Below are 13716 nucleotides of genomic sequence, written 5' to 3' on the forward strand. Positions count from 1 at the left end.
TGACGATCTCAGAGGAGCCGGAAATCCCTACTTCCGCGCGGTACTGAATCGGGTACAGGGTCAGGAGCCGGAAATCCCTACTTCCGCGCGGTACTGAATCGGGTACAGGGTCAGGCAAGGGGGCCTGCTTCATACTTGTGTTACCTGTTAAAGGTGCAGAGGGCGTGACTTCGAGCATTCCCAGCGATGGAAAGGCCCAAACGGCGCCAGAATAAATGGCTATGGAGCCTGCTCACCAGGTTTGTAGTTGCGTTGCGATCGGCCTATGCGCGTGAAGTGCTGCCTGGATCGAGTCCGTGTAGCTGAGCCTCAGAGTTGACCCAGATCGGGTCTATGCATCACTTGTTGTAACGGCGAAGTGATGCGGCTTCGCTTCTGTTGAGCTGTGGGATTTTGAATCCTTACCACTCGGTGGCTTGGGCACCGTCAACTTCCAAGAATGGCATAAGTCGGGATGCAGTTGCTAAAGATTGCCTGGATGTCAGGACACACGCATCAGGACACTCAGTGCGCGACTGACATACGAGTTGTGAGTGGCCACCATCATGTCCGCGAATGGAAGCCGTCCGTCCCAGCCGGGTAGGGATTCGATGTAGGACCTCAACCCGTTGAACTGTGGACGCCAACTGCCATTGACCGTTTCTGCGTCGTGACGGCATTCCCGGTACAGCTCCTCCAGCCCTCGTCCTGAGAGCGCCAGTACGAGGACCGCGAAAGTGAATGGCTTGCCCAGGCCATTGCGCCTGAAACTTAGCGCCTCGACGATGGCTTGCAGCGCCTGCTCACCTTGGGGGTTCGGGTCGGTCGGCTCTGCTCCCGCATTCAGCAGTTGAATCTGTTCCCCCATCGCGGCACAGATGACCGCCGCGTCGGCTTCCTCACGCAGCATGGAGAGAAGCGGGTTGCCCTGGCTCGATGCCTCTGTGGGGTTTGGGGTCCTTGATCCGGACGAGCACAGGCGCGGCTGAATGAACCGCAGCATCGACATCAGGTCCAGCATGCGCCGACTCTCCCAGAGCTGTGAGAGCGCGGGCTCATCGAGCGTGGCCAGCCGATGTGGGACCTGCGAATACTCTTTTGCCAAGCCCGCGGCGACGAAATCATCCTGGGTGAACTTGTACCGCTGAAGACCGATATGGCGCACACGCGCCCCAGCGTTGCTGAGGAGCTTGGGCATACATTGAGCGACCGTACGAGCCAGCGCGAGCAGTTCTTCACCGTCCTCCTCCCTTTCGGGCATCCCGACCCAAGAAGCGCAGACTTCATCGATCAGGCCGCTCAGGAGTCTTGCCATGCCGAGCAGTGCCCCATGCTGCCCGCGCATCTCGGTGGCCTCGCTCTGCAATGTGTAGTAGGCCGCAGCAAAGCCGGCAGCCGTTAGAACCAGCACGAAAAAGACGACGGCATACATGCCTTGAGAGGATTCGAACATGGAGACTCCAAGTGCACCAGGCGAGGGGCCCGAGATGATTTAAGGAGCCGCAACCCAACGCTGCCCTCCCCAAGGGATATCCGAATTTCCAGCCAATGCGCTGACGTTTGTTCCGAGACTTCCAATGCTGGCCAGAGAAAGGGTGCGGGTCAGGCAATTGAGCCATGCGATGATGCCCACACCCCGGAAGTCGATCACATTCTTCGGGACTGCAAACGGCACCTGCAAGGCAACCTGAACTTGTTTGATCGCCAAGTAGACGCCGACCATACGGTTGTGACGCGTCCACGAAATTTCTTGAAAGCTTGTATTGTCAGAAATATCGGCCGATGAACATCAAACTTGATGGGGCCTGCTATTTCTTGCGCGCTGCTGCGCATTGTTGTGAGCAGGTTGGTGTGGACTCCGCCTGGGTGCTTGCCAACCGCATCTCTGATGCCTCACGTAGGCGAGCCGCATTGCACTGCCTGTCCAGCCATGGCGGCGCAGTCTCGTTTCGTCGTTGGAGATGGGCACCCTAACGCCGGCAGGCCCAGGATGTCAGGCTTTCGAAGGAGGCTCGGAACGAGCTTGAAACACGGAGCGTCGAATCGCATCCGACACGAATTTCACCCCGCGGGACAAGCTTGACCAGAAGTCATGAATTGCCTCGCGGCGCAGTTGCAGGGGTATTGTCGAACGCTTACCGCCATGTAGTCTGAATGTGTGGCTTGCAACCGCAAGGTGCCCGCGGACCGACCGTTGCCTTACCTCCCTTGTCCCCCGTTCAGTCACATCAAAAAACCTACCATGATCAAGCGAGTTTTCGTGCTTGCGCTAGCCGCTGCTGCGATGATGCCCGCCGCCCACGCCAGGGATGTCGGTGTGACCGTGGAATTCAGTCAGCCAGGTGTGTTCGGTCGCATTGACATCGGCCGCGTTGCGCGACCAACGGTGATCATTCGGCAGCCGCTGATCATCGAGTCGCGGGCAGTGTTCGTCCAGCCGCAACCGATTTACATGTGGGTGCCTTCAGGGCACCGGAAAAACTGGCGGAAGTACTGCCGCGAGTACGATGCTTGCGGTGTGCCCGTGTACTTCGTGCGCCACGATTGGTACGACAAGCACGTGCGTTATCGCGACGATGACGATGATGATGATGACGACCGCCGTCGCAGTAAGGGGAAAAGGGAGTATCGAGACGCAGACTGCAGAGTGGAGATCGAAGTCGAGCGCGGCAGATATTCAAAAGAAGTCGAGTGCGAGCGGTGACCGACTCGTGATGGCGAACCAGGCCGACTTTCCCGTGCGCTCCATGTGCCGCGTGCTCGATGTCTACGCCAGCAGGTTCTGCACTTGGCGTGAACGCGCTTCGTCCCAGCGCAGCATTTGATGACCGCGCGCATCCGCCAGATTCACAAGGACTCCTACGAGACCTACCGCATGTCGCAGGTGTGCGCCGAGTTCATCGAGCAAGGCGTGTGCATCAGCCGCCAGCGCGCTTCTTGGTCAACACCTTCCGTTGACAGCCAGTACAAGGCCCTGTGCTCTGTCGCTGACTACTTTTCCTGTCCATTGCCGCAAGCCATCCTGCACGACCCGACGTGCTGACGTGCGAAGCGCCCATGCGACAGCCTACTTTGCGAGTTGCCTCCGCGCGAGAGGTGTAAAAAGCTCGTTGCGTGCCGCCTCGGTGATCGCCGTCACGCATGGGTGCGTGATTCGACGCTCGACAGAAATCGCGAAAAATTCCTCCACAACCTCGGGCGTCGCGCCGAGCGCGCGCACGCCGTATTGCTTCTCGATGTCCCGCTCGAGCACGGTGGGAGCGACGAATATGCCCAGGCCTCGGCGCCCGAACTCCTTTGCAAGGGCGCTGTCGTCGAACTCGCCGACGACCCGGGGGTGCAGTGAGCGCGCCTGCAGCCAAGACCGCAATCGCTGTCCGACTGCCGATTCCTCGGCAGGCATGAGAAGAGGCGCGCCGTCGAGGCAGGTCGGAAACTGACCCTTGCAAGATTCGAGCAGCGACGGTGCCGCGAAGAAGCTGACGCCGCAGTTACCCAGCTTGTGGTTGAAGGCGCGCACGCTCACGGCGGAAGGGATCGGCGCATCGGAGATTACGAGGTCCAGTCGGTGCAGGGCCAGCTCGCCCAGCAGCGTGTCCAGCTTCCACTCGCGGCAGACGATGCGAATCGGCTCCGGTAACTGCGTGGCCGGCTCGATCAGTCGGCATGCGATCGTCTTCGGCACGGCATCGGCCACGCCGACGCGGAACTCCAGCAGCCTGCCCTTGCGGGGGTAGTCGCGCACGGCCTCCTTGAGCTCGGCGCCGATCGAGAAGATGTTCTCGGCGTAGCCCAGCACCATGCGCCCGGCTTCGGTCAGCACCAAGCCGCGCCCGCTCTTGGCAAACAGAGGCGTGCCCAGCGCCTCCTCGAGCAACTGGATTTGCCCGCTGATGGTCTGTGGCGACAGGTGCAACTGTTCGCTGGCGCGCAGCACACCTCCAAGCTTGGCCACCTGATGGAAGTAGTGGAGGTGTTTGTAGTTCATGAGTGCCGCAGTCGAAAACTGCGGGAGAGGTCGGCCAAATTGTATGGTTTTTCGGTACGATTGAAGTAGAACAATCTGCTTTTCGCGGACGACGTCCGGCCCTAGATTCTGTGTATCGCCACTGACGGCGAAACAAAAGGTGCACAGTGGTTGTCGACATTCACGGTCAAGGGTTCACAGTGACGCAGGCGCTGGGCGGGCACGTCCGAAGTCAGCTGGGCTTCGTCCTCAGCCACTACGGCGACCGCATCCGGCCGGTCTCGGTCCGTATCGGTGACGAGAAGGGGTCGTGCGGCGGGGTGGACATGCACTGCCGCATCCAGTTCCACCTGCTCGAAGCGTCCGACGCCGTGGTCGAGAGCGTCGGCGCCGATATGTACGTCGCCATCGACCGTGCCGCAGACCGCGTCGGCCGGCTGGCCGTCAAGCACCTCGATCGCACCCACCCCTTCCCGCGAAGACACCGCATGAGCGAGCCGGGCCGTCCCGAGACCGAATGCCGCTGGCGAAGCCGATTTTTCCACAGTGAGTATCCCGCCCGCCTGGACTGCCGCCATCGGTCAAGTCCGGGCACTTTTCAACCGTTTCTGGAGTCATCAACATGATCACACTCCTACTGCCCTGCGACGGTTCGACCAACGCTCTGCTGGCGGTGCGGCACGCCATCGACAGGTTTCACCGCGGCGACGTGCAACTGGTTCACCTGCTGAATGTGCAGCCGCCCTTTTCAGCTTATGTGGCGCGTTACGTCAGCCGGGAACTGCGCGCCGATTTTCACCGCGAAGACGCCGCCAAAGCGCTCACCGAGGCGCGGCAACTGCTCGACGCAACTGGTATTGCCTACCGCGTGCATGTGGAGGTTGGCGACAAGGCGCGCTGTATCGCTGACGCGGCACGCTTACTGCGCTGCGACCGTATTGTGATCGGCACGGCGCGCAAAAGCGTGCTCGTGCGCGCCGTCGAGAATTCACTCACCAACCGGCTGCTCGACCACTGCTCAGTGCCGATCGAGGTGATCGTCGGCGCCCCGGCCGGCGTGCTCGCGCGGGTCGGCATCCCGGCCAGCTTGGGGGTTGGCATGGCTTTGTTATGGGTGAGCGGGCCATGAGCGCGCAGCGCCGTATCCCAGCGGCCCCGGTCGCTTCGGCCCTGTTGCCGCGCCGCTTGCTTGGCACTGTTCCACTACCCACAGTGACCGCCGGCGCCGGGGGTGGGCGACAGTGCTACACGCCGACGTTGCCAGCGACGCCCTACATTCCGCGCCACGGGTCTTTTTTTATTGATTCTTCCGCAATCTCTCTGCGCGAACCCTCCCATGAGAACCCGTGCCCGCACACGTCCGGATTTCGACGTCCAGCTTCTGGTGCTGGGATAGCTGCCTCTGGCGGCACCCTGGCTGCCCCTCCGAACGGAGCGCCAACATGAACGCCCCCAACCCGCTGCTCCGCGCGTATCCCCTCAACAGTGCCGAGGCCGCGGCACGGATCGTTGCGCTCGCGCTGATCGCCAACGGCCGCATAGAGACGGTCGAGACTGCGGCGCTTGACGCGCTCAAGGCCCGTGAACGGCTCGGCCTGACCCGGCAGCAGTGGCATGGCGTGATCCACGACCTGTGCGCGGACTTGCTGGGTCCGACCCGCTGCGGCAACAAAGTACGCATCCCAAGCGAACTGCTGGACCGCATGCTGGACGAAGTCGTCGACGACGGAATGCGGCGCCTCGTGCTGCGCCTGTGTACAGCCGTCGCTCAAGCCGACTGCCAGATCGACGATGGCGAGCGGTTCGTGCTGATGGCCGCGATCGATCGTTGGAGTCTGCATCCCGACGACCACGATCTGCTCGAACCCATGTTGTACGGCTCGGACTTCCAGGTGCATTCGCGCGCTCACCCTGAGACCACTGCTCCTCGAGAATGAAGATCGGACGAGAACCCATCGTGACATCCTGTCCCCAAGCGCCGCCGTATCGCGTGCGGATCCCATCTGCGCCGGTAGACCGCCGACATAGCAGCGCACCGGTTCTATTGGGCTCGCCCGACAGTGAAAAGGCACTCGCAAGCGCGGTTAGCTTGCAGTTTCGCCGCCCGCCGGCGGGGGCGATGTTCTTTGATGAAGGCATGCCAGGGCTGGCGCCGCTCCACGTCATGCCCACTGCCATTTTGAAATCCTACCGAACCTACGCCGACGGCGGTGAACGCGTGCTCGGCTATGGTCCTCTCCGCCTGGGCAGGTACGCGTCGGGGGCGGCAACACATGAGCCGGCGAGCGTAGCAGTCGAGTTCAGGCGCACTCGCTCCCTGTGGCGATGGTCGCACTGTACGTCGATCAACGGTCATTCGAGCGTCCAGATAAAGCTCGCGATGCGCCGACGCGCTATTGCACCGCTGGTAAGCGTAGAGCGCGAGACGGTGAGACGGCCCATCGCGGCGTTGGCAGCGCGCGGAGGCCCGGCAGTGACCGGTTGCCCCATGGACATCATCGGCGTCGCCGCGCTGCAGGGCGCGTGGCGTTCCCCCGTAACATCCCAACCCCCAGCGAAACGGAGCGCCGATGCTGCAAGGCTGCACCGCGTTCCCGCCTTGCCATGAACATAGACTCCTTCGCCACTGGCCCGATGTGGGCCGGTTTCATTGTCTTCGTGCTCGCGATGCTGGCGCTGGACCTGTTCGTCCTCGGCGGCAACAAGGCGCACCGGGTCTCCGTCAAGGAGGCCGGCAGTTGGGTAGCGGCCTGGGTCACGCTGGCCTTCACGTTTGCGGCGCTGATGTGGTGGTACCTGGACGCCAACGTTGGCCGCGAGATGGCCGACCGCAAGACGCTCGAGTTCATCACCGGCTACCTGATCGAACAGACGCTGTCAGTCGACAACATGTTCGTCTTCGTGATGATCTTCAGCTACTTCGCCGTGCCGCCGGAGTTACAGCGGCGCGTTCTGCTGTACGGGGTGCTGGGTGCGATCGTCATGCGCGCCGGCATGATCCTGGCCGGCGTCTGGCTGGTGAGCGAGTTCGCTTGGATCCTTTACGTGTTCGGTGTGTTCTTGATCGTGACCGGTATCAAAATGCTGGTTTTCGCCGATAAGCAGCCCGACCTGGAAAAGAACCCACTGCTGCGCTGGCTGCGCGCTCACATGCGCATCACGCCGGTGTTCCACGGCGAAAAGTTCTTCGTGCGCATCAACGGTGTTCGCTGGGCCACACCGATGTTCCTGGTGCTGGTGATGATCGAGGTCAGCGATCTGGTGTTTGCCGTCGACAGCATCCCGGCCATCTTCGCGGTCACCACCGACCCGTTCATCGTCTTCACGTCCAACATCTTCGCCATCATGGGGTTGCGGGCGCTGTACTTCTTGCTCGCCGACATGGCCGAGCGCTTCCACCTGCTCAAGTACGGCCTGGCGCTGGTCCTGGTATTCATCGGTGGCAAGATGCTCGCGGCGCCCTGGTTCCACATGCCGGTGCAGTGGTCGCTGGCCATCGTCGGCTCGGTGATTCTGGTCTCCATTCTGCTCAGCCTCAAATTCTCTGCCCGTAAACCCGACCGCCCGGCGACATGACAAACACCACGCCCACTGCGATCCCCGCCCCGGACCGAATGGCCCGTGACGAACACGGCCGCCTGGTGTACGCCAGTTGGGGCACAGCCCAGCAGGCTCATGCCGACCGCTGGCTCGTCGCCGTTGACGGCTCGGAAGGGTCCTTGCGCGCCGCATCGATGGCGGCGCGGCTGATTGCCGCTGAAGCGCGCGCCGAGGTCGACCTGGTGCACGTCCATCCCTGGCTGGTCAAGGAAGCTGCCGAGGCGGAGTTCGCGCGGCGCTGCTGGCACGCCTCCGCCGCCGCGCGCGCTCTCATGGATGAGATGGGCATTGCGTGGCGGCTGCACGCACGCATGGGAGATGCGGCCGAGGAGATCGACGCGTTGGCGCGGGAACTCGGCAGCCAGGGTATTGCCATCGGCTCGCACGGCTTGACTGCCACCGAGTCGCTCTTGCTCGGCTCGGTGGCCTACAAGGTCGTGCACCTCGCCATGGTGCCGGTACTGATCGTGCGCTGAACCGACCCGGACTGATCGCCGCACGATGCCGCACTTCGAGCCCGTTATCCTGTTCTTCCTGCTGGGCGCGCTGGCCGGTTTTTTGCGTTCGGACCTGCGCATTCCCGGTGTCCTCTACGAGTCGTTGAGCATCTTCTTGCTGCTGGCCATCGGCCTGAAGGGCGGGGTGGAACTGGCGCGCTACCCGCTTGCCACCGTCGCGCTTCCCGCGCTGGTGGTGGTCGCCGTAGGGGCGCTGATCCCGCTGGTGGCTTACCCGGTGCTGCGCCGCTTCGGCCGTTTGCCGCGAGCCGATGCGGGGTCGATCGCCGGCCACTACGGATCGGTGAGCGTGGTCACTTTCGCGGTTGGAACAACCTACCTGGCTCGCCTCGGCCATGAGGGCGAAGGTTACATGACGGTGATGCTCGTGCTGCTTGAGTTCCCGGCGCTGGTGATCGGCGTCCTGCTGGCACGGCGCGGCGAGCCCGGCACACCTTGGGGAAAGGTGCTTCATGAGGTGCTCGCTGGCAAGAGCATCGTGCTGCTGTTGGGAGGACTGGCCATCGGCTGGTTCGCAGGCCCCGGCGGCATCGAGCCACTGGATCGCCTGTTCTTCGACCTGTTCAAGGGCGTGCTCGCGTTTTTCCTTCTCGAAATGGGCCTGGTGGCGGCGAGCCGCTTCGGCGAACTGCGCCGCGCCGGGCCATTCCTGCTCGTCTTCGCTACCGTCATGCCGCTCTTCTCCGCCGGCCTGGGCCTGGCCACCGGCGCGTTGCTGGGTCTGTCCGTCGGTGGCGTGACGCTCTTGGCCACGCTGTACGCCAGTGCGTCCTACATCGCAGCGCCTGCGGCCATGCGGCTGGCAGTTCCACAAGCCAATCCGGCCCTGTCGATCGGCGCGGCGCTGGGCATCACTTTTCCGTTCAACCTGCTGGTCGGCATCCCGCTGTATCACCGGCTCGCGCAGCAAGTCGTACAGTGAGTATGTAATGCAATTACCGGAAACAGGCATGATCAAACTGCTGACCGTCGTGTGCGAGGCCGCGCTTGAGACCACGCTTCTGCGCGACCTCGAGTCGCTGGATGCGCGAGGCTACACGGTGACCGACGCGCGCGGCAAGGGCAGTCGGGGCCGGCGTGACGCCACCTGGGGCCCGCACGCCAACATCCGGATTGAGGTGCTGTGCAACGCGCAGACCGCCAGCGCCATCTGCAAGGCGTTGCGCGAGCGTTACTACGACAACTACTCGATGGTCCTGTTCGTGGCTGATGTCGAGGTGCTGCGGCCGGAGAAATTCTGACCCAAAAATGTCCCGAAAGCCCACTATGCCCATCGCCGGGAAGGCCCGACTGGCCGTCGCCGCGCTGCTCGAGCTGGCGCAGGAGCCGGGCCTTCAACCATTGCCCATGTTCAGTGCACGCTTGCGTGTGTCCGTGTCCTGCCTCGAACTCCTGTTGTCGCGGCTGCGGCGAGGCGGGTTGGTTCGCAGCACACGCGGCCCGGCGGCGTGCGCATGGCGTCTTCTGGTATGAATTCGAGCAGTCGGCGGTGCGTTTCCTGTCGTCGGTTTCGTTGTGCGGCTTCTTCGATACCCACCGACGTGGCGGACGGGCGGATGATGCTGCCGACTGAACGATCCCAAACCACCCAAACCACCTACAACGGAGAATCCCCATGCGCATCCTCATGCCCGTCGACGCCAGCAGCTTCAGCAAGGCCGCCGTCGCTTTCGTCACCTCGCGCTCCACTCTCCTCGAGGAGCCGACCGACGTGGAACTGGTCAACATCCAGTACCACGTCCCATTGCGCGTTTCCCGTGCCTTGAGCAAGGAGGTGGTGCGGAACTACTATGAGACGGAGGCGGCCCGGGCTTTAAAATCCGCTACAGCCGCGCTCAAGCGTGCAGGGGCGACAACGACGGCACGGTACGTCGTCGGCAACGTGGTCCATAAACTGGCGGCGATCGTCGCCAACGATCCGGCTGACCTGATCGTGATGGGCTCTCACGGCGCCACCGGCCTGAAGCTGCTGCTGCTCGGCTCTGTTGCCAGCACTGTGGCCGTCTCAAGTACCAAGCCGCTGCTTATAGTGCGGGAGGGTGCCGTACCGCGCAAGGATTCGCTCAAGCTCGGCATCGCGCTCGATGGCAGCCCGTATGGGCTGGCGGCAGCGCGTTTCGTGGCCAGACACCGCAAGCTGTTCGGCCCGGCTCCCGCGATCTCGCTGATCCACATGGCCCCTGAACTGACGAAGATCGTTGTGCCGGGCTGGTTGGAGCGCGCGGTCGAGACCGGCATCAAGCCGGAACAGATCGAGGCGATGCACAAGGCCGCCTTCGAAAGCGTGTTCGCGCCGGTGCGCGAAGTACTGGACGGCGCCGGACTGGCATCGAAGGAAGTCCGGCTCATCGGCCGTGTGCCCGGCGACGAGATCGCGGCGCACGCCACGAAGAGCCGGCTGGACCTGCTGGTCATGGGCTCGCTGGGGTTCGGCGCCAGCCGGCACACGGCCATGGGCTCCGTGGCCGCGCGAGTCGCCTCGCGCTGCCGCACGGCGCTGCTGCTGGTGCGCGAGAAGTAGCGCGACAGGGCCGGGTGCAAAGCCCGGCCCGGAGCGCACTCAGTTGGCGCGGTACGGCAGCGACGAGTGGTGCACGACGATGCGCAGCTTGCCGCTGTCGTCCTTAAGGAACTTCCAGGTCTTGTCCACGGTGGTGACCTTGCCGTCCTTGTCGGTGATCGACACGTTGCCCATCGAGGTGGCGACGTCGCCGGCGATGAAGATCGCCGCGTTGGTCACGTCCACCTTGCGCCAGCCCTTGAGGGCGAAGCCGGTATCCTTGGGGAAGCTGGCATCGCCGCCGACGAAGTAGGCCAGTGCGCCAGAACGCGTGGTGCGGAAAGTCTGCGGCGCCTCGGTCAGCGTCGGCTTGAACAGCACCGGGCCGAACTGGTAGCCGTAGGCTCCGTCGATCACCTGCTCGGCCAGCCGGCGCCCGGCGGCAGCTCCCTGGCGCTCGTGCGTGGTGCTGATCGCCACCAGGGCGTCACCCCAGGCGCGTTGCGCGGCCAGGACTTCGGTTTCGGTGATCGACTTGTTGACTACTGGGGCTTGCGCGGCGGCGGTGCCTAGTACAAGCATGAGGGTAGAGGTGAGGGCGGCGGAACGGAACTTCATGATGTGCACTCCGGTGCGTTGTGGTTGGAGAAGGTATTGCACCGCGGCGTGATGAACCCGACCTGAACTGCGGATGACGGAGGGCTGAACGGAACATGAACGCCGCATGAACGCTAGCGCAGCGCAACGCTGGAGGTCTGTTTCCTCGGCGACAATGACACATGTTCAGAACCAAGCTCACGTTGGCCCTGGCCGGGCTCGGGTTGGCCTCGGCCCTGCAAGGCGCGGTGGCCCTCTGGCGGCTCGGTGAGGCCGACCACCAGGTGCAGCGCGGGCGTGTGGCCAGCGATATCCACGTGGCCTTCGTCGAATTGTCGGTGGCCAAGCAGCGGCTGCGGTCCTGGGCCGCGCAGCGGGAGGCCAATGCGGGTGCCGACCCGGCCCAGCGCGAGCTGCTGCTGGCCGACATGCGCCAGACGCTCGGCAGGCTCGATGGCCTGACGCGGCAGACGTCGGGATCGCCGGCAGCCGGCAGTGCTGCGGCGCAAGTGTCGCAGCGCGCCGACGTGCTGGCGCGCCTGCAGAAGGCCGTGGACGCGCTTGAGATCGCGAGCCGCGACATCCGGCCCTTGGAAGCGGACGCCGATGCGCGCCCCGCCTGGCAGGCGCTGTCCGATCGTTTCGACCGCCCGGATGGGGATGACCTTCGCACGCTCCTGAACGACAGCATGCAGCGCGAAGCCGCCGCGGTGGCGCGTGAACGCAAGGCGGCCGACGCTTCGCTCGCGCAGGCGCGCGGGCTGTGGGCAGGCGCCTCCGCAGCGCTCTGCCTGGCCGCGCTGTTGCTGGCCGGCTACTTCGGGCGTGCGCTGCGCGCCCCGCTCGCGGCATTGCGCGACGGCGTGAACGCGCTGCATCGGGGCGACCTGTCGCACCGCATCGCCATCGACAGCCGGGACGAATTCGGCGACGTGGCACGCAGCATGAACGCGATGGCCTCCGAGCTGGCGCAGCACCGCGAGCGCGAGACGCAGGCCCGGCAGCGCCTGGAGCAGTTGGTGCAGGCCCGCACCACCGAGCTGAGCGCGGCGCTGGCGGCGCTGCAGCAGGTCGACCAGCGCCGGCGGCAGCTGTTCGCCGACGTCAGCCACGAACTGCGCACGCCGGCCACGGCGATCCGCGGCGAGGCCCAGGTGGCCTTGCGCGGCCGCGACAAGCCGATCGAGGAGTACAAGGACTCGTTGCGCCGCGTCGCCGACACCGCCGCACAGCTCGGCCAGGTGATCGACGACCTGTTGGTCGTCGCGCGGGAGGACATCGACGCGCTCGCCGTCCGGCGCGAGCCCATCGACCTGCGCGATCCCATCGCTGCCGCGCTGGAGCAGGCGCGTGGGCTGGCGGGTTCGCAGCAGGTGCGCGTGGAATCGGCGCCTCCGCCGGTGCATGCCATGCCCGTGCTGGGCGACGCGCCGCGCTTGCAGCAACTGCTTGCCGTGCTGCTGGACAACGCGGTGCGCTACTCGCGGCCCGGCGGCATGGTGCGGCTGCAGGTCGAGCCGCTGCAGCCGCAGGATCAGCCGCCGCAGTGGGACCTGCGGGTTGAGGACCGAGGCATCGGCATCGCTGCCGACGAGCTGCCGCAGGTGTTCGAACGCCACTTCCGGGGCGCGCAGGCGCGGCGCCACTTCGCGGGCGGCTGCGGCCTGGGCCTGTCCATCGCCACCTCCCTGGCCCGCGCGCACGGTGGCGAGATCACGCTCGAGAGCACGCCCGGCGGTGGTACCACGGCCCGCGTTCGGCTGCCGCAGTGGTTGGGGGACCCTTCGGCGAGCCCGATGACAGCATGAACATCCTGGTGATCGAAGACGACGCACGCATCGTCAGCTTCCTGCAGCGCGGCCTGCGCGCGGAGGGGCACGCCGTGCAGGTGGCGCGCGACGGTCCGGGCGGTCTGGCCCTGGCCCGCGACGCCGCGCGCGAGCTGCGTCAGGGTGGCCCCTCCTGCGTCGTGCTGCTGGACGTGATGCTGCCGGGCCTGGATGGCGTGGAGGTGTGCCGCACCTTGCGGGCGGAGAACAACCCCTTGCCGATCCTGATGCTGACGGCGCTGGGCGAGGTCGACGAGCGCGTGGCCGGCCTGCGGGCGGGCGCCGACGACTACCTGCCCAAGCCTTTTGACTTCGACGAGTTGCTAGCGCGCATCGACGCACTGGCGCGGCGCGCGCGTACGCCGCCCGGCGAGCGGCCCTCGCAGCTCGTCGTCGACGACCTCGTGTTCGACCGCGACTCGAAGAAGGTCAGCCGCGGCGGCAACGCCATCGGGCTGACGGCGCGCGAACTCGCGTTGCTGGAGCTGCTGATGTCGGCGCCCGGACGCCTGTTCAGCCGTGAGCGCATTCTGGCCGGCGCCTGGGGCGTGAACGAGGATCCGCTGACGAACGTCGTGGACGTCTACGTGCGACGCCTGCGCGCCAAGATCGACCTCGGCGGCTGCAGGCCCCTGATCCACACGCAACGTGGGCTCGGCTATCGCCTGGAGGCATCCGCCGACTGATCGGCCCAGGGCGCTGCACGCGGCCCCGGCCGACCGAGCA

General features: G+C 64.9%; 16 protein-coding genes. 12 read left to right on the forward strand and 4 right to left on the reverse strand.

What is annotated here, in order from left to right; translation table 11 throughout:
* Positions 1–481 precede the first annotated feature (481 nt).
* Positions 482–1432, reverse strand: a complete 951-nt coding sequence (locus FFS09_RS08555; protein ID WP_137918446.1) for a hypothetical protein — start codon at positions 1430–1432, stop codon at positions 482–484.
* A 39-nt stretch (positions 1433–1471) separates the two neighbouring features.
* Positions 1472–1702, reverse strand: coding sequence for a hypothetical protein (locus FFS09_RS08560; protein WP_171019924.1), 231 nt, complete (start codon positions 1700–1702; stop codon positions 1472–1474).
* 519 nt (positions 1703–2221) lie between these two features.
* Between FFS09_RS08560 and FFS09_RS08565 the strand changes: the two genes are divergently transcribed.
* The gene (locus tag FFS09_RS08565; protein WP_212745076.1) at positions 2222–2683 is read left to right on the forward strand and encodes a hypothetical protein; all 462 of its coding nucleotides are present in this window, start codon (positions 2222–2224) and stop codon (positions 2681–2683) included.
* Between the two features lie 120 nt (positions 2684–2803).
* Positions 2804–3022, forward strand: a complete 219-nt coding sequence (locus FFS09_RS08570; RefSeq protein WP_137918448.1) for a hypothetical protein — start codon at positions 2804–2806, stop codon at positions 3020–3022.
* A gap of 24 nt (positions 3023–3046) precedes the next feature.
* Here FFS09_RS08570 and nhaR read toward each other — a convergent pair whose 3' ends face one another.
* The gene (gene nhaR, locus FFS09_RS08575; RefSeq protein ID WP_137918449.1) at positions 3047–3967 is read right to left on the reverse strand and encodes a transcriptional activator NhaR; all 921 of its coding nucleotides are present in this window, start codon (positions 3965–3967) and stop codon (positions 3047–3049) included.
* A gap of 146 nt (positions 3968–4113) precedes the next feature.
* Here nhaR and FFS09_RS08580 point away from each other — a divergent pair, with 146 nt between their 5' ends.
* The 8 genes from FFS09_RS08580 (at position 4114) to FFS09_RS08620 (ending at position 10585) form a co-directional block, all read left to right on the forward strand.
* Entirely contained in the window at positions 4114–4572 is a 459-nt protein-coding gene (locus FFS09_RS08580; protein ID WP_137918450.1) for an HPF/RaiA family ribosome-associated protein, read from the forward strand.
* Positions 4569–5075, forward strand: a complete 507-nt coding sequence (locus FFS09_RS08585) for a universal stress protein (RefSeq protein WP_137918451.1) — start codon at positions 4569–4571, stop codon at positions 5073–5075. The genes FFS09_RS08580 and FFS09_RS08585 overlap by 4 nt, the downstream gene beginning before the upstream one ends.
* Positions 5076–5388: 313 nt before the next feature.
* On the forward strand, positions 5389–5883 hold the full coding sequence (locus tag FFS09_RS08590) for a TerB family tellurite resistance protein (protein ID WP_137918452.1): 495 nt from the start codon (positions 5389–5391) through the stop codon (positions 5881–5883).
* A 667-nt stretch (positions 5884–6550) separates the two neighbouring features.
* On the forward strand, positions 6551–7522 hold the full coding sequence (locus FFS09_RS08595; RefSeq protein ID WP_137918557.1) for a TerC family protein: 972 nt from the start codon (positions 6551–6553) through the stop codon (positions 7520–7522).
* A gap of 38 nt (positions 7523–7560) precedes the next feature.
* Positions 7561–8022 (forward strand): universal stress protein, encoded by a 462-nt coding sequence (locus FFS09_RS08600; RefSeq protein WP_252374291.1) that lies wholly within the window; start codon positions 7561–7563, stop codon positions 8020–8022.
* A gap of 25 nt (positions 8023–8047) precedes the next feature.
* Positions 8048–8986 carry a sodium-dependent bicarbonate transport family permease gene (locus FFS09_RS08605; protein ID WP_137918454.1) on the forward strand — a complete coding sequence of 313 codons (939 nt, stop codon included), beginning with the start codon at positions 8048–8050 and terminating at the stop codon, positions 8984–8986.
* Positions 8987–9014: 28 nt separating this feature from the next.
* Positions 9015–9305 carry a P-II family nitrogen regulator gene (locus FFS09_RS08610; RefSeq protein ID WP_137918455.1) on the forward strand — a complete coding sequence of 97 codons (291 nt, stop codon included), beginning with the start codon at positions 9015–9017 and terminating at the stop codon, positions 9303–9305.
* A 374-nt stretch (positions 9306–9679) separates the two neighbouring features.
* Positions 9680–10585 carry a universal stress protein gene (locus FFS09_RS08620; protein ID WP_137918457.1) on the forward strand — a complete coding sequence of 302 codons (906 nt, stop codon included), beginning with the start codon at positions 9680–9682 and terminating at the stop codon, positions 10583–10585.
* 39 nt (positions 10586–10624) lie between these two features.
* Here the strand turns inward: FFS09_RS08620 and FFS09_RS08625 are convergent, their stop codons facing one another.
* Complete coding sequence (locus FFS09_RS08625; RefSeq protein ID WP_137918458.1) at positions 10625–11182, reverse strand: metal-independent carbonic anhydrase family protein; 558 nt, start codon at positions 11180–11182, stop codon at positions 10625–10627.
* A 161-nt stretch (positions 11183–11343) separates the two neighbouring features.
* Between FFS09_RS08625 and FFS09_RS08630 the strand changes: the two genes are divergently transcribed.
* Positions 11344–12969, forward strand: a complete 1626-nt coding sequence (locus tag FFS09_RS08630; RefSeq protein ID WP_137918459.1) for a sensor histidine kinase — start codon at positions 11344–11346, stop codon at positions 12967–12969.
* On the forward strand, positions 12966–13676 hold the full coding sequence (locus FFS09_RS08635) for a response regulator transcription factor (protein ID WP_137918558.1): 711 nt from the start codon (positions 12966–12968) through the stop codon (positions 13674–13676). The genes FFS09_RS08630 and FFS09_RS08635 overlap by 4 nt, the downstream gene beginning before the upstream one ends.
* Positions 13677–13716 lie beyond the last annotated feature (40 nt).

This window comes from Hydrogenophaga sp. 2FB (assembly GCF_005503365.1).
In the GTDB taxonomy this organism is placed as follows: Bacteria; Pseudomonadota; Gammaproteobacteria; order Burkholderiales; family Burkholderiaceae_C; genus Hydrogenophaga.